General features: G+C 49.9%; 14 protein-coding genes. 3 read left to right on the top strand and 11 right to left on the bottom strand.

Annotated features, from left to right (window positions below; translation table 11 throughout):
• Window positions 1–238: 238 nt before the first annotated feature.
• Both AC2YIT_RS27690 and AC2YIT_RS27685 read right to left on the bottom strand, forming a co-directional pair.
• Window positions 239–2350, bottom strand: a complete 2112-nt coding sequence (locus tag AC2YIT_RS27690) for a metallophosphoesterase (RefSeq protein ID WP_487281340.1) — start codon at window positions 2348–2350, stop codon at window positions 239–241.
• Window positions 2347–4131 (bottom strand): cytochrome-c peroxidase, encoded by a 1785-nt coding sequence (locus tag AC2YIT_RS27685; protein WP_487281339.1) that lies wholly within the window; start codon window positions 4129–4131, stop codon window positions 2347–2349. The genes AC2YIT_RS27690 and AC2YIT_RS27685 overlap by 4 nt, the downstream gene beginning before the upstream one ends.
• Window positions 4132–4231: 100 nt before the next feature.
• Here AC2YIT_RS27685 and AC2YIT_RS27680 point away from each other — a divergent pair, with 100 nt between their 5' ends.
• Window positions 4232–5104, top strand: coding sequence for an AraC family transcriptional regulator (locus tag AC2YIT_RS27680; RefSeq protein WP_430846025.1), 873 nt, complete (start codon window positions 4232–4234; stop codon window positions 5102–5104).
• Window positions 5105–5109: 5 nt separating this feature from the next.
• Here the strand turns inward: AC2YIT_RS27680 and AC2YIT_RS27675 are convergent, their stop codons facing one another.
• The 7 genes from AC2YIT_RS27675 to AC2YIT_RS27645 all read right to left on the bottom strand — a co-directional run bounded on the left by AC2YIT_RS27675 (window position 5110) and on the right by AC2YIT_RS27645 (window position 13465).
• Window positions 5110–5490: a DUF983 domain-containing protein gene (locus tag AC2YIT_RS27675; RefSeq protein WP_430846027.1), complete on the bottom strand. Its 381-nt coding sequence runs from the start codon at window positions 5488–5490 to the stop codon at window positions 5110–5112.
• Window positions 5491–5584: 94 nt separating this feature from the next.
• Window positions 5585–6175: a chemotaxis protein CheB gene (locus AC2YIT_RS27670; protein WP_487281338.1), complete on the bottom strand. Its 591-nt coding sequence runs from the start codon at window positions 6173–6175 to the stop codon at window positions 5585–5587.
• A complete protein-coding gene (locus tag AC2YIT_RS27665) occupies window positions 6157–6966 on the bottom strand; it encodes a CheR family methyltransferase (RefSeq protein WP_487281337.1) in 810 nt (269 codons plus the stop codon). Before AC2YIT_RS27665 ends, AC2YIT_RS27670 begins: the two co-directional genes overlap by 19 nt.
• A gap of 4 nt (window positions 6967–6970) precedes the next feature.
• Window positions 6971–7336: a response regulator gene (locus tag AC2YIT_RS27660; RefSeq protein ID WP_430846033.1), complete on the bottom strand. Its 366-nt coding sequence runs from the start codon at window positions 7334–7336 to the stop codon at window positions 6971–6973.
• 9 nt (window positions 7337–7345) lie between these two features.
• On the bottom strand, window positions 7346–10948 hold the full coding sequence (locus AC2YIT_RS27655; RefSeq protein WP_487281336.1) for a response regulator: 3603 nt from the start codon (window positions 10946–10948) through the stop codon (window positions 7346–7348).
• Window positions 10949–10962: 14 nt separating this feature from the next.
• A complete protein-coding gene (locus AC2YIT_RS27650; protein ID WP_487281335.1) occupies window positions 10963–12558 on the bottom strand; it encodes a hybrid sensor histidine kinase/response regulator in 1596 nt (531 codons plus the stop codon).
• 334 nt (window positions 12559–12892) lie between these two features.
• Complete coding sequence (locus AC2YIT_RS27645) at window positions 12893–13465, bottom strand: hypothetical protein (protein WP_430846039.1); 573 nt, start codon at window positions 13463–13465, stop codon at window positions 12893–12895.
• A gap of 326 nt (window positions 13466–13791) precedes the next feature.
• On the opposite strand from AC2YIT_RS27645, the gene AC2YIT_RS27640 reads away from it, so the two are divergent.
• Together AC2YIT_RS27640 and AC2YIT_RS27635 are read left to right on the top strand one after the other, a co-directional pair.
• Complete coding sequence (locus AC2YIT_RS27640) at window positions 13792–14043, top strand: type II toxin-antitoxin system Phd/YefM family antitoxin (protein ID WP_430846041.1); 252 nt, start codon at window positions 13792–13794, stop codon at window positions 14041–14043.
• Window positions 14040–14378, top strand: a complete 339-nt coding sequence (locus AC2YIT_RS27635) for a Txe/YoeB family addiction module toxin (RefSeq protein WP_487281334.1) — start codon at window positions 14040–14042, stop codon at window positions 14376–14378. The genes AC2YIT_RS27640 and AC2YIT_RS27635 overlap by 4 nt, the downstream gene beginning before the upstream one ends.
• Window positions 14379–14394: 16 nt before the next feature.
• Here AC2YIT_RS27635 and AC2YIT_RS27630 read toward each other — a convergent pair whose 3' ends face one another.
• Window positions 14395–14562 carry a hypothetical protein gene (locus tag AC2YIT_RS27630; protein WP_430846045.1) on the bottom strand — a complete coding sequence of 56 codons (168 nt, stop codon included), beginning with the start codon at window positions 14560–14562 and terminating at the stop codon, window positions 14395–14397.
• A gap of 98 nt (window positions 14563–14660) precedes the next feature.
• Entirely contained in the window at window positions 14661–15818 is a 1158-nt protein-coding gene (locus AC2YIT_RS27625) for a THUMP domain-containing class I SAM-dependent RNA methyltransferase (RefSeq protein WP_487281333.1), read from the bottom strand.
• Between the last annotated feature and the right edge of the window lie 89 nt (window positions 15819–15907).

The following is a 15907-nucleotide window of genomic DNA, read 5'->3' as shown; positions in this document are numbered from 1 at the left end:
CCTACTGGTGGCGTTGTTGCCGTATGCCGCACTTGTTCAACGTCCCGCCGAACTCGTTATCAACGATCGGTTCTGTGGGCGTTCGATGATCAGACTCCCATCGGCAACCATCTCACTATTGGCGACAGCGATAGCCTGAGGACCATTTTAGCATTGAGCAACCTCTCTTCCGTTGGTGTCGGATTGTATTTATGCCGACGGTGCCGAGCATACCCGCAGGTTTGTCAAGAAATGATCGCTATTGAATCGCCAGCTTTTTGACGGTACGCCGGCCATTTATGCTCACTTTCAGAAAATAAATCCCGGTGTTGAGCTGGCCGGGCAGGAACGTGACGGGCGTCTGGCTGATCGTCATTTTACGGGTATCTAATGTCCTTCCTGAAACATCGGTAAGCGTCAGTTCGGCTACCTGCGTGGTTTGTCCGGCGATGCGGATCTGCATTTGGCTTGCCGTTGATGGGTTAGGGATGATTTCGACGTCGAGCGACAGGTTTGGCTCGGCTGCAAGTACAATTTCAAAAAGAGAAACCTGCATGATGGGAGTGTACAGCAGTCGTCCGTCAGTTGATGTCGCAACGACCCGATAATAATAGCGCGCGTTTACAGGCAACTTAGTGCTTTCACTATCCTCGAACATGTAATTCTTGTTCTGTTGCGAGATTGGGCCGCCGGGGACCTTTGCTATTTGCGTAAAGTTTTTGGCATCCGTAGATCGTTGTACAGCGAAATAGGCGAGTTCATTTTCGGCACTCGTTATCCAGGCCAATGTTACCAGGTTCTTTTCGTCCTTCTTTGCATTGAAACCAATGAATGTGGCAGGATCAGGCTTAGGAGCGGCCACTTTTACATGAAACACATCCTGAACGCAGTTCCGGCCATCCTTCACCGTATAATCTGTACTTTCAGTAGGTTTTACGGTGATCGTCCGTGTTTTTGAACCATCACTCCATACATAATTGCCTACAAACGAGGCTTTAAGCTCGATGGATTGATCGCGCGCGATTTCGTGCGTTGTTTCCTTGTTCACGCCCTTTTCCATCGTGAATTTATCGCGGATTATGCCGTCTGCTGCGATCCATTTCAAATCCAGCCGGTTGCCTTCCACTTCCAGCATAAGCCCTCCGCCGTGTTCGGCGTCGGAATGATACATGGCTTTGTGTGGGAAATCGGGCTTTGGATTGCCGAGTTGGCCGCCGGAACCGGCTACCACATATACCGTTCCCCGGCTTTGAGGGGAGTTTTTAATGTAGGGGCACGAATTGTCCGAACCATCGTATCGGGCAGAAGAGGCGTCAATGACGTGTTTGGACGCGTCGAAAGTGTTGCTGTACCCGTAATGACCGCTCATCAGGCGCGACCGCTCGTACACGTGACTATGCCCGCAAACGATCAGATCAACCCCCAGGCGTTCGAGAATCCGGATAAAATTCTGGCGGATCGCCGTCATTTCGGGATCGCCATCCGATTCCCGCGAGCCTTTCGAGTAGGGAGGATGGTGCCAGTAAGCCACGACCCAATCTTTGTTTTTGTTGGCCGCGAGGTCTTTTTTTATCCATTGTACCTGCCTGCCGAGCGTGTCGTACAGGCGCGTCGCGTTGTCTTCCCGGCCGTACGAATCGAGCGAGAGGAAATGGACATTACCATAGTCGAAAGAATAGAATGCTTCGGTACCGGACGGTTCACCGCCTGCTTCGCCCCGGGTCGGCATGGTGAAAACATCGTAGTAGGGGACCTTATGATCGTTCTGCCGGGCCGGATTGTCGTTGTCGTAGTCGTGGTTACCCGGTGAGGGGAAGAGCGGATATTTTTTTAGCAGGTTGTCTTTATACCGGTTGAAAAAATTGGATTGGTACTCGGCATCACGCCCGAAAGAATAGGCGTTATCACCAAGCAAAAGCCAGGCATTCATGTAGTTGGAGCCGAGATAGTCCATCATCCTTGCGCGCACTTCGTCTTGTATGACAGAGTTCGTGCCGCAATCACCCAACAGTCCGAAACGATATTTTCCCGCTTTCCCAGCCACGGCGGAAGTCTGGAAATAGTTGTGCTCTCCGGCTTGTAAAACCGCGCTTTGCGAACCAATGGAATAGTAATAACGTGTTTCCGCTTGCAGGCCGGTGACATTCACTTCATGCTCGGTAACAGGGGTATCGTCGGCAAAAGTCTGGGCGAGTGATTGCGAGCTGCCGCCAATTCTGACGACGGATTCGGAGGGTTTATCGGTACGCCAGCGGATAACGATACTCGTGGGCGTCGCTACCTGAAGATAGGGGCCGCGCAGGAGCGCACCTTGCGCCTGTGCGGCGATGAATGCGAAGAACAGCAAGAAGGCGGGTAAATATGTTTTCATAGACGGTCGGTAAGTGAATGTAGAAAGGCAATGATGTCAGACTTTTCCTGGTCCGAAAGATTAAGCGGTATTGCCGTTAACGTTTGGCTAGGAATATCGAGACCCAGGCCGGCCCCGCCTCCTTTATCGTAAAATTCCATAACTTTTTCGAGGCTTCCCAAAGCGCCGTTGTGCATGTAGGGAGCTGTTACGGCGGCGTTGCGAACGGTGGGCGTTTTAAATGCCCCGCGATAATAGGGGGTAGGGCGGGTTTCGAAGCGCCCCTGGTCGGGATCCGTTTTTGGGTGGAGCAGATCATCCGACGCGGTAGTGCCCAGTATTTCAAACTCCGTGAGCGTGTAAGTGGGCGGGATCAGCCCGTTGAAAAGCGGTGCGAAATGGCACGTGCCGCATTGAGCCTTACCCATAAAAAGGTTGAAGCCATTCACCTGACGATCCGTGAGTGCTGCTTTATCTCCCGCAATGTACCTGTCAAAATCCGAATTGAATGGCTGCAAAGTGCGTACATAGGCCGCAATGGCCTTGTAAATGATCGTATCACTCAAGGTCCCCCGCTTCGGAGATATCTTTCGGATCAGACGGCGATAGGGGCGTTCTCTGGCCAGTTTTCGTATCACTTCTTCTGGCTTGCCATTCATTTCGAGGCTGTCGCGGATCACCGTGCGGATCTGTTCTTCCAGCGTTTTGGCGCGTCCGTCCCAGAATTGAGCGTGTTGAAATGCACTATATAATAAGGAAGGTGCATTCCGCCGCACCGCCTGGTCAGGGTGAATGCCTATGCTTCGGGGGAGCCCGTCGGTAAAATACAGAGCGGGGTTATGGCACGATGCGCAGCTGCGTGTGCCGTTGGACGATAAACGCGTCTCGAAAAATAGTTTTTTACCTAACTCGGCAAATGCAGGATTGGTGTTGGCCCCTCCGGTAAAAGCAGGTTCTGCAAAAGCATCCCGGCTGAAAATGTTCCGGGCGTTGTAATTTAAAATACCCTTCTCATTGACCTCCAAACCCATTCCGCTGATCATCAGGCCAAGACTTTCCTGCAATGGCAGCGCATAGTTAGTCAGAAAGAACAACCGGTCGAACTGGTCGAAATCCGTTTTTCCGGTAAGATAAATCTCGCAGGAAATCAGCAATTTTCGGACCGAGCCTTCATCGGAATGCATTAAATAGGGATTCAATACTTCGTGAAGCGCTTGAAGTGAAACCAACGCTTCGTCGAGGCCGCTTTTAAGTAATGGCGCATCGAAACCGCTGATGCTCAGTGTTATGACACGGATCAGTTCGAGGCGCACACTTTCCAGTACCTGCGCGTCGGTGGTTTTAAAATTGTAGAGCAGTGCGGGCAGATCTTCTGCCGAAGTTTCGAGAAACCGACATTGCTGCACGATTTCCTCCTTATGTAAACCGGGATTGTCGAACAACAGCGCTTCGATATATTGGAGCCCGGTAGGAGCTCCGTATTCGAGGTGTGGCTCCTCGATTTCGTTCTTGGGCGGCCGGTTGTAGATGCGCGACGAGGTAAAAAAGAAGTAGTCCAGGAAAAATGCGATCCGCTTGTAAGCCAGCCGGGTTTCTCTCAGCTTTTGTTTTGCATGTGCAATGCTCCGGACATCGGAAGTATCTATTTTTTCGATCGCCATCCGCATTTGTCTTACGGCGGCGGCAAATGCCGGGGCATCGGTTCGAAAGCGGTCCGTGCAGTTTTGTACGCCAATGCTTTCCTGCCGGGATGCCGCAGCAAGCAGTAACAATGTCATACATAATGCAAGCGCTCTCCGCATCGGACAGAAAAGGGTTTTGAAACTTATGCAAGATACAGAAGAGGCGTCAAATCACGAATTAGCATTAAATTGCCAACTCTGACCCAATTTTCGAATTGCCATGCACGGTTCATTTCCACGGCTCGACATCGGCCCGCTATCCGAATACCGCGAAGACCATATCATGATCGCCCGGTTTTCGGATTATGTTCATGAACATCAGAGCCTTGTTTTTCCGCATCGCCACAGTTTCTACCATCTGGTACTTTTTACCGAAGGCAGTGGCCGGCACACGATTGATTTCCACCATTTTCAGGCTACGCCTTATCAGATCTATTTCATGATTCCCGGACAGGTACATACATGGGATTTTGAAGGGGAAATGGAAGGGTACGTGGTCAATTTCTCGGATACTTTTTTCAAATCCTTCCTGCTGCAACCGGAATACCTCGATTCGTTCTCTTTTCTCGATCAGGATAGCAGCAATAATGTATTGATGCTATCCGAACCGATTCGCGCGCATGTCTGCAGGCTGTTCGAGGAATTGCTAAGCCAAAATGCCCGCGCGACGGCGTGGCGCGACGATATGGTGCGTGTTTTACTACTCCAAATTTTCCTGATCATCGAACAGAGCGATTCGGTAGACCGCAAAAAGAATGCTGAAAAGGGGAAGAATGCGACGGTACGGAACTTCATCCGCCTCATCGACAAGCATTACGACCAACTGCGACTGCCCGGCCAGTATGCCGAAATGCTGAATGTGACGCCTAATCACCTGAATGCGCTATGTAAAGAGCACCTGGGAATGCAGGCGGGAGAGCTGATCCGCAGCCGGATCGTTTTGGAGGCAAAGAGACTTCTGATCAACGTCGATCTGACCGTTTCGGAAATCGCTTACAAGCTGAATTTCAACGATAACTCCTACTTTACCAAGTTCTTCCGGAAAGAAACCGGCATGACGCCGGAAGATTTCCGGAAGAGCCCGGCCTTATAAATGCTTTACGCCCGTTCTTCGGAAGACACCGGCTTGATGAACAGCGCAAGCCAGGTGCGGCGCGCCATGCGGTAAAAGAGTGGTGTCAGGATAACCAGGATTGGAATGATGCTTACCAGGAAATAATCGAGGTATTGTCTGAAAAAATTGACGAAAATCAGAAAGTAAATCACCATGAATGCCACGTAGAGGGCATAGCTGATATACAATGCGCCCTGATAGAACCCCGGTTCAGGCACAAAGTCGGCACCACAGTGAGGGCAATGGCGGTTCATTTTGTCGAAATTCCGCAGATTATAGGCGCTTTTTGTAATGAAAAAGTCGCCCTCGCCGCATTGGGGGCATTTGTTGAATAAAATGCTGTATATTTTATTGGGCTTTGCCATGATCTTACTGTTTTAAACTCCACACAAATTTCCTCAATAGCCTGTTTAAAAAGAAAGACTGGATCTCGCTTTTATGGTAGAAATCAACGATCGGTTAGTAAGCCTGCCTCAATGAGTTGATGAAAGCGGCCATTTCTATGGTATCGAACACACGGTCGATGTGCAGATGGGTAAGGGCATGGTGCGGCATGAAGGGCATTTGGGCGGTATCGGGATTTTGCACGACAGCCATACCTCCGGCTTTCTTTACGGCAGTGAGACCGCTGGTACCGTCCTCATTAGCACCTGAGAGCAATATCGCCACCAGCCCCGGTCCGTAGACCTCAGCAGCCGATTCGAATGTGACGTCGATGCTCGGCCGGCTGAAATTGATTTTTTCGGAATAGTCCAGTGAAAAAGTGCGGTTATGTTCGATGAGTAGATGGTAATCGGCAGGAGCAAGGTAGATCGTTCCGGATGTAACAGGTTCTTTGTCTTCAACTTCCTGGGTTGGATTTAAGGTTTTGGAAGCCAGCAATTCGGATAAGGAGGAATCACCGAAACTACGGCGGTGCAATACCAGCGCCACCGGGAACGGCAAGTCGGCGCGTAACAACGGAAGCAGCCTGAACAGGACCTCCAGACTCCCCGCCGAGCCTCCGATCAACAGGAGTTCGCAAGTATGGTTTAAATGATTTTCTTCCATATTTTCTCCCGGTTCAGTTGCTTAAACTTGTGTTGTACAGCCGAGAATTTCAGGGTCTCTTTCGTCCCTAATGCGAGGTAACCCAATGTGCCGAGACTCGCATCGAATAGTTGCAGAACCCTGTCTTGTAATTCCTTGTCAAAGTAAATGAGTACGTTACGACAGAGAATCAGATCGAATTCATTGAAAGAGCTGTCGGATACCAGGTTATGGGTCGAAATAATGATCTTTTCCGAAAGTTCGTTGTCGAACTTGGCTTGTCCGTATTGGGCCGTGTAATAAATAGAAAAATCCGCGGTGCCACCCGATAAAATGTAGCTTTCGGAGTATTGTTTCATCAGCGAGAGTGGAAATATGCCCTTTCTGACCTTTTCAAGCACGCTCGGATTGAGATCGGTCGCATACAGCAGTGAGCGCCGGAGAAGATTGGCCTCTTTGAGCAGGATGGCCATGGAATATACCTCTTCGCCCGTTGAGCAGCCTGCATGCCAGATACGGATAAATGGCTTGGTACCCAATACGGGAAGCACTTCTTCACGCAGGGATCTGTAAAATGCCGGGTCACGAAACATTTCGGTGACATTGACCGTCACTTCTTCTACGAATCGTTTGAGATACGACGGATCGTTGCGGACCCTGTAACGCAACTCGGCGAAGCTGGGGAATTTATCGAGAGAGCAGAGCCGGGTGATCCTGCGTTTCAACGAAGCGCGAGAGTACCGCGTGAAATCGTATCCGTAGAGATCGAACAAGTCATTCAGCAAAAGATCGATGTCTTCCTCTTCCATCATGGGATCAGATGTTACCAAGTATCTTCAAAAGCTTGTCGACATCAATCGGTTTGGAAATATAATCGTTAGCACCGGCATCAAGGCACTTTTCACGGTCGCCCACCATGGCTTGTGCCGTGACGGCAATCACCGGTACCGATTGCCTGTTTTCCAGGTCCTTGATCAGCGGAATGGCCTCGTAACCATCCATTTCGGGCATCATCATATCGATCAGCACGGCATCCACCGGTTCACTGGTTTTCAGGATGTCGAGCGCCTCCGTTGCGGCGGAGCAGGAAATGCAGTCGAACCCCTTCGATTTAAGGGTCGCCCTGAGCGCGAAAATGTTCCGGGCGTCGTCATCGACGATCATGATCTTTTTCTTTTCCATGGTGCGGGGTCAGGATTTTTCATAAAGCCACACGCGCAGCAGCGACATGAGCTGGTCGATATCCACTGGTTTCGTAATATAGTCAGAAGCGCCGGCATTAATGCATTTTTCGCGGTCGCCGGTCATGGCTTTGGCGGTAACGGCGATCACCGGCAGGTTGCGCCAATGCGGATTTTCGCGAATGCGTTTTGCGGTTTCGTAGCCGTCCATTTGCGGCATCATCATGTCAAGCAGTACTACATCGACTTCCGGGTTTTCGCGGAGCTTTTGCAACGCCTCCTTGCCGTCGAGTGCCGTCAGGACATTCATTTTGTAATTTTCCAATGATTTCGAAAGTGAGAAAATATTCCGGACGTCGTCATCGGCTATGAGTACTGTTTTATTGTTCAAAATCTCCCCGAGTCCGCCGAGCTTGTAAGCGTCGACGCTCTGGCGGGCATTTTTCCTGTTTTCCTCTACCACGTGCAGGAACAGTGACACCTCGTCGAGCATCCGCTGATAGGAATGTGCGGTTTTGACGATGATCGAGTCGGCATACTGTTTGATCCGCAGCTCTTCGGTCATGGAAAGGCTTTTGCCCGTGAAAATAATGATCGGTACGTGCTCAAAGCCGGGATTCTTTTTCGCCTCTTCGAGCATGTCATAGGCCTTTTTATCGGGAATCCCCATGTCCAGGATCACGCAGTCGACCTCGTTGTTGGAAAGCGCGCTGACACCTTCATTGATATCGCTTTTCAACTCCGAATGAATGTCGAATGTGCCCAGGTAGTAGGCCAATGCTTTGGCGTGCATTGAATTGTCTTCGACAATGAGCACCTTTTTCGATTTCTTGCTGATTACGTATTCGATTTTCCGGAAAACTTCCTCCATCTTCTCGATCGCCACCGGCTTGTCGATGAAGTCGATTGCACCCTTCTGCAAGCTCTCGTTTTTCATCCGGTGCGACGACATGATATGTACCGGAATATGTCGCGTTTCAGGATCGTTTTTGAGCTGGTCCATCACGTCCCATCCGCTCACCACCGGCAGTTGAATATCAAGCAGGATACCCATGGGACGGAACGTCCGTGCTAATTCAAGGCCCTCGTCGCCGCGTACGGCTACAATGCCCTTGTAGCCCTGTTTCCGGGTATAATCCAGGAGTGATTTGGCAAAGAGTGTATCGTCTTCGATGATCAGGATCGTTTTCGCGGCATCTTTTGCCGTCAAGCGGTCGTCGGGGATACTTTCCGGAATGACGGTGCTGATAAACCGGTTTTGCGTCGCAGGAGACGGTTTAGTTGCGGTTTCCTCCTGGTAATTTTCGAAGAAATTGGCCTTTTCCGGTTCGGAACCAATGTACGCCGGTCCGATGGGCAGGAATAGCGTGAACTCGCTGCCCTGACCAGGCACGCTTGTGAGCGATATTTCTCCACCCAGCAACTTGGCCAGCTCCCGGCTGATCGATAATCCCAGCCCCGTGCCGCCATATTTGCGCTTCGTGGAGCCGTCGGCCTGTTGGAATGCTTCAAAAATATGGTGTTGTTTTTCAGGCGGGACGCCTATGCCCGTGTCACGGACGACAAAGCACAGCATTTTATCATTTCCGTCGTTCAGCTTGATGGTAATATCCACCGATCCCTGTGCGGTGAACTTCAATGCATTGGAAATCAGATTTTTCAGGATCTGCTCCATCCGCATTTTGTCCGTCTCGATCACCGGCGGAACATCGTTCGCGATGGTAACCGAGAATTCGAGCCCTTTTTCCCGCGCGATCGGAGCAAAAAGCCCCTTCATGTCATCGTAAATCTCTTTCAAGGATACACTCACGTAATCCAGTTCCATCTTCCCGGCCTCGATTTTCGATAGGTCGAGGATCTCGTCGATCAGGCCCAGCAAGCCGTTGCCCGATGACTGGATAACCGTCGCATATTCGATCTGGTCGCTGGTCAGGTTCTTGTCGTCATTTTCGGCAAGCAGCCGGCTCAAAAGCAGGATCGAATTCAGCGGTGTCCGAAGCTCGTGCGACATATTGGCGAGGAACTCGGATTTGTACCGGGTGGTGAGTTCCAGCTCCTCCGCCTTTTTCTGTATTTCAAGGTTCTTTTCTTCCAGCAGGCCACTCCGTTCTTCCAATTCCTCATTGGTTTGCTGCAGCTCCTCTTGCTGCACGCGCAACTCTTCCTCCGAAGCCTGCAGTTTCTGCGATTGTGCTTCGAGCTCCGCATTCAGGTTTTCGAGCTCGTTATGCTGCGTTTGCAGCTCTTCGGCCTGGGCCTGGGTTTCTTCCAGGAAGTTTTGAAGTTTTACATAGTCGATGGCGGAATTGATTCCGCTGGCCATTGTTTCAAGGTTTTCTTCCAGGAAACGCATAGTGAGATCATCCGGGGTTTTCAAGAATCCGAGTTCGATCACGCCTATGCATTCATAGGAATACACGAGCGGGAGGATCGCGAGCGCAGCAAGGCTGGTTTCGCCCAGGCTGGACGTTATTTTGAGGTAGTTCGCAGGTACATCGCGTACGAGGACCGGCTTCTTTGTTTCGATAACCTGCCCGCATAGGCCATGTCCCGGCACGATGGTTTCCGGTGCATTTTGAGCCGCGAAGCTGCCGGTAATCCGGAAATTCCAGTCGGCATCGAGAATATAGATAGTCCCGAGGTTCGCCCCGGCATAGCCGGCCAGCGTATTGATGAGATTTCCGGATAGTTTTTTGAGCACACGTTCGCCCCGTATCGCGTCGTTGATTTTTACTTCTCCCGCTTGCAGCCAGTTTTGGTTATGCAAATCATTGAAAGTTTGCTCCAGCGAGCCGGTCATGTTATTCAAAGCAGTGGAAATCCGGCCGAGCTCATCGTCGGATTCGTCCATGCTGCGTGCTGAATAGTCGCCTTCTGAGATTCTTTGCGTAACCTTTTCGATATGGCTGATCCGGCGGCTTGTTTCGGCATACTTTTCCTCGTCGAGCTGTTGTTGTGCTATTCGCTTACCAATATCTTTCCGAATGCGCAGGTAGGAGGAGATGGTGATCAGGATCGATATAAGTGCGGCTACAACCACCAGAATGGGCGTGTATTTGATATAGATCTGCTGCTGTTCGAGGTGTTCGGCCAGCCTGGCACTTTCCTCTTCCTTGATTCGCTCCGTATTGAGCCGGAGGTCGTCCATAATCTTTTTCCCCCGAACCATTTCCCGCAGACGGGCATCGGTATCGTGCACGAAATTGGGGTCCTTTTTCGCCAAATCGATGATATTCTGCATCTGGCCGAATTTGGCTTCATAAAGCGCTTTTACCTCTCGCAGGTTTTTTTGCTGCGCGGGATTGTCGGCAGTAAGCTCCAACAGATTGTTGTAGCTGTTAGTGGTTTTCTCGTAAGCGCCTTCGTAGGGCTCAAGGAATTGTGGGTCGGAGGTAACCAGGTAGCCCCGCTGGCCGGTCTCCGCATCTTTCATATGCGACATGACGGCCTCGGCCTCGATGAGCACTTCATTCGTATGGTTGACCAGCTCTGAATTATTGATCAGCTTCTGTGTGGCATAATAAGAGGCCAAAAGGCTGAAAAAAAGAAGCAGGATGGAGAAGGAAAATACGATCTGTAATTGCTGGACGATCGAATTGGAAACTTTCTTCATAAAATGGGCGTCAGCTAAATGTCGGTTTTAATGGTCGTCGGCGCATGTTCCTGCACGAACGGAAGTATAAGAATAAATTCGGAACCCTGGTTTTCGGTGCTCCGGGCGGAAATAATGCCATTGTGTTTGTCCATAATCTTCTTGGCGATGGCCAGTCCGATCCCGGTTCCTTCGTAGGCATTGATGTTGTTGAGCCTTTGAAAAATGACAAATATCCGGTCGAGGAACTTCACGTCGAAGCCAATGCCATTGTCTGCAATGGTAATCCTGCAATAGGGACCTTCGGCCGATGCGAGGCTGGAAAGGCTCTTTTCTTCAATAATCTCACACCGAATATCGATGACAGGTGCCACATCGGGTCTCGAAAATTTCAGAGCATTGCTGATCAGGTTCTGGAATACCTGGCGGATCTGGCTCGGGATCGTTTCCACCACCGGAAGAGTGTCCTTTCGGATGCTGGCTTTCTTTTCCCGTATTGTTTCGTCGAAATCGGCAAGCAGCTCATCTACCAGCGCATTCAGGTCGGTAGGCTGGAAATAGGCAGTCACAGAGAGTCGTGAATAGTCGAGCAGATCGCTGATGAGCCGCGACATTCTGGCCGAAGAGCTGATCGACCGGTCGAGATAAGAGATCGCCTCTTCGTTGCCGGATAGGTATTTGTCTTTAATTAAATGGCTGAAAGTCTGAATTTTACGAAGCGGTTCTTTCAGGTCATGGGATACCACCCATGCAAATTGCTGCAATTCGTGGTTCGTTGTTTCGAGCTCGGAGTTTTTATCGACAAGTTCTTTAGTGCGGAGTTCCACTTTATGTTCCAGCAACTCGTTCGCCATCTTTTGCTGGTGAATATCGGTAAAAGTGCCTACCCACCGCACAATGATGCCATTTTGCAGAACTGGGATGATCTTAAGCAGAAAATACCTGTAATCGTCCGAATCCAGCTGCCGTAACCGGGCCTCTCCGGAAAATTCAAGACCATTCAGGAAATGTTCATTCCAACGCTTATAAGTATGGTCATCGGGGTGAGTTTCCGGAAATGCGCCGGCATCGGCAGCGTATTGAAACCAATGCCTGTTTACATATTCGATCTTCCCATCATTACGGATCGTGAATGCGATCTGCGGCAGCGATTCAAGAATGAAGCGAAGCTCGTCCATCCTGGCTGCCAGCTCTTCCTGTGCATGTTTGCGGATATCGATTTCATGCCGGAGCGATTCCTGAATGGCCTTGAGTTCCTGCTGCTGTTCGAAAAGCCGGTAGAACGTTTTTACTTTCAACAACAGAATGTCGGGATCGACGGGCTTGGTGAGGTAATCGATACCGCCTGAGGTATAGCCTTTTGTGATGAATTTTTTTTCTGTATTGACGGCCGAAAGGAAGATAATGGGTGTATCTTTCGCTTTCCCGAAGCCTGCAATGGCTTCTGCCACTTCAAAGCCGTCCATGCCCGGCATTTGTACATCGAGAATGATCACTGAGTAGGTCTTATTGAGCACCTTCTTCAAGGCTTCCTCGCCCGACTCCGCGGTGTCGGTCTTGAAATTGTGGAGTTCCAGGATTTTTTTAAGCGGTAAGATGTTTTCCGGCCTGTCGTCGACAATAAGGATCATGTTTTTGGGTAATGTAGGCACTAATCAGGAATATGCCGAATGTCGGGCGTCGGCCAACAGGCTTCGGTGCGCCGGAATATATACGGTCAGCTCGCTGAGACACAAAATTTCCTAGTGTGTGTACAAGTCTTCCCGAGTGTGTGATAGGTACGTCGCACAAAAATTATACCAGTCAAAACCTCCGTGGGCTGTTTTTCGTAATGACCTGCCTGAAAGCAGGAACTATTCGTCGGTTGCGAGAGAAAAGCCAGTTTAAAACCCCGGTTCGGGAGGTGGTTGGGGAATTTCCGCCCGGATGTGGAAGACAGTTTTTAGAATATGGTTTAATCCAATCCTACAAATTCCTGATTTTGATCCGGATGTCGTGCGGGGCAACTTCATCACCGCCAAAGTAGGGCAGCAGTTTGTAAGCTACGCCCACGCCGCCCGAGCAATGGCGTGGCATCACGGTTTCGGTTCCATGGTAGGTGAACGCGTAAGTATTCTCCCGGATATCGATCCGGAAGCTGGTGACTTCGTTCAATTCGGCCGTACCAAGTTCCCGTTCCTGGCGGACGCCATTCACGTATGTGTACGCGTAAATACGTAACGCACCCTCGCGCCAGTTCCAACCGAAACGTGCACTGTTGTTATGGTGCTGGGAACTGCAGTCCGAAAATCCGTATAGTTTATTGATATCGTTCTGGTTTTCAGGAACGCTCGTTTTATAAATACAACTACTATCGAAGAGCGCCTGAAAACGCATGGATGAGCCGGTAAACAGCGTATTCAGGTTGCGCTCTACTTCATGGTTGCCTGCCTTGATATCATAAGTAATGAAATCATCCCCAAAACTCGGCGTATTGCCGATCCAATCACAGGATACAGCGCCGATCAGGAGGGTGAGCGCCATCAGGTATCGTTTCATCGGTTCTGGTTTTTAATGTAAATATCGGTCTATCGACCGAAATTCAGCATAGGAACGTACAATCGGGCCGAAAATTGGATGAGCAATGGCCGGCGAAGGTAATTCTTGAAGCAAAATATAGTGTTATATCTATACATTCTGTGAATAAGACTGCCGAATTGGTGCTTTGTTAAAAGGCAACAGTTTTAGAATCAATATGATAGGGCAGCATGGGATAAGCTGGGGAAATTGCTGGGAATTGAGACGGTGGGGGTATGTTAGCCGTGGGAAATGAAATTAATTGTGTGTAAATTGTGTATCAAATTGGTACATAAAAATGAAAAACGATGCTTGTGATCAGCTCACGCGAATTCCGCGACAATCAAAAAAAATATATGGACCTCGCCGATAATAATCAGCAGGTCATCATACAGAGAGGGAAGGGAAAAGCCTATGCCTTGACACCGGTGAGTGAAAAGGACCGTTACTTCATGGACCCTGAAGTCGTGGCCGAGATCAGGGAAGGAATAGAGCAGTACCGTGCCGGAAAAACCAAAAAAGTAAATAAGGCGGATTTGGATAAACTGCTTGGATTATGAGTTGTCAGCTTGCTTTCACTGACAAGGCGTTGGAAGGGATTGAAAAGCTTAAAAAGTCAGGGAACAAGCCTGCGCTCATAAAACTTCGTAAACTGCTCGACGAGCTCACTGAACATCCGTACACCGGTACCGGGCAGCCGGAGCAGTTGAAGTACGATATGGCAGGTCTCTGGTCGCGAAGGATTAACCAAGAACATCGCCTCGTGTACGCTGTCAATGAAAACGAGATAACCGTTACAGTAATTTCTGCCAAAGGACATTATAAACAAGCACAAAAAAACGAAGTCCGGATGTTCGTTTCATGCGGACTTCGTCTCAACTTAGGAACCATTTAATAAGGTGCATCGAATGCTACCTTCGCTGTTTTCCCAGACTGTGATTCTCTTTCTGGTTGCTGGTAATATGATTACCTTTTACCATTTCTTCCTCACGATGCCTGCTATCCAGATTGTCTTTGTTTTCAGGCCTGTTCCGGACCTGGCCTTGCGGCATGGTTCCTGAACTTTGTGACTGTTTCATGACAATTTTTCTAAATGGTTATGCCCTATATTATCTAAATATTGTGCCAAAGTTATCGAGCGAGAAACTATGTTTAGCAGCATTTCGCGAATTTGGGACTATACTCTTCTCGAACCCTCGTAAAGTTCGTATTCCAGTAGCCTGCAATCGATTTTACCGGAATAAAATTCGATTCTGCGCTTGGCTTTAAGACCAATTTTTTTGGCCAGATCGAGGTTTCCGGTGAACACATATCCGTAATATCCTCCACACTTCTGTTTCATAAAATCACCAATCCGTCCATAAGTTTCTTCAAGTTCGCTGATTTCGCCGAGGCGCTCGCCGTATTCCGGGTTTACGAAGAAGACACCTTTGGTATCCCGTGGCACTTCGGTGTCCGCAAAATCACAGAGCCCGAACTCGATCATATCGGCTACGCCGGCTGCGATTGCGTTCTTTTTGGCATTGGTAACCGCATTCTCATCGTAGTCCGTGGCAATTATGCGCATTTTAGGCGCTTCGATGATCTGCGCTTCCAGCTTATCCTGCGCGCTGAAATACACTTCCTCATCGTAACCGAGCAAATGCATGAACGAGTAATTGTCCCTGAAAAGCCCCGGGCGGCTATTGGTGGCAATCAGCGCCGCTTCGATTGCGAGCGTACCCGAGCCGCACATGGGGTTGATAAATGCCGAATTGCGGTTCCATTGGCTGGCCAGGATCGTCGCCGATGCGAGGGCTTCCAGCATAGGTGCCTTGCCAGGAATTTTGCGGTAGCCGTGCCGCGCCACCGTTTCGCCGGAAGTATCGATGAAGATTTCAGCGCGATCGTCCTTCCAGAACAAATGCACTACGGCTCCTTTCAGCTCCGAGCCGGTCGACGGCCTTACGCCCTTTTTGTCACGGAGCCTGTCCACGATGGCGTCCTTCACGCGCAGGTTCGCAAACATGGTGTTGTTCACTGTCGCGGTCATCACATTGCTGGTAACCGAGAAATACGCGTCGTCGGCCAGGATATTCTCCCATTGCATTTTGGACAAAAACCGGTATACATCGTCTGGGTGCTGGGCGTTGAATGTGCCCAGGCTGTAAAGCACCTGACTTGCACAGTAGAGGTTCAGGTTCAATTTAATGCAGTCGTTGACCGTACCCCGCAGCCGGACGCCGGTAGCAAATGTCTCTTCCACCCGGTAGCCCAATGCCGTCACCTCCTTTTCGAGGAACGGCGCGAGGCGTTTGTAACAAGTAATGATAATGGGGGCGGAGGTTTTGAACATATTGTGGCAGTCAGCTTTCGGCTTTCGGCCGTCGGCTTTTTTAGTAAAACAAAAATGACAATTCGATTGCCAGCAGCTAACCGCCGACA

This window comes from Dyadobacter sp. SRI_021 (assembly GCF_057586235.1).
Note: the sequence above shows the minus strand (reverse complement) of the source record. Positions and strands in the feature narration are given on the sequence as shown.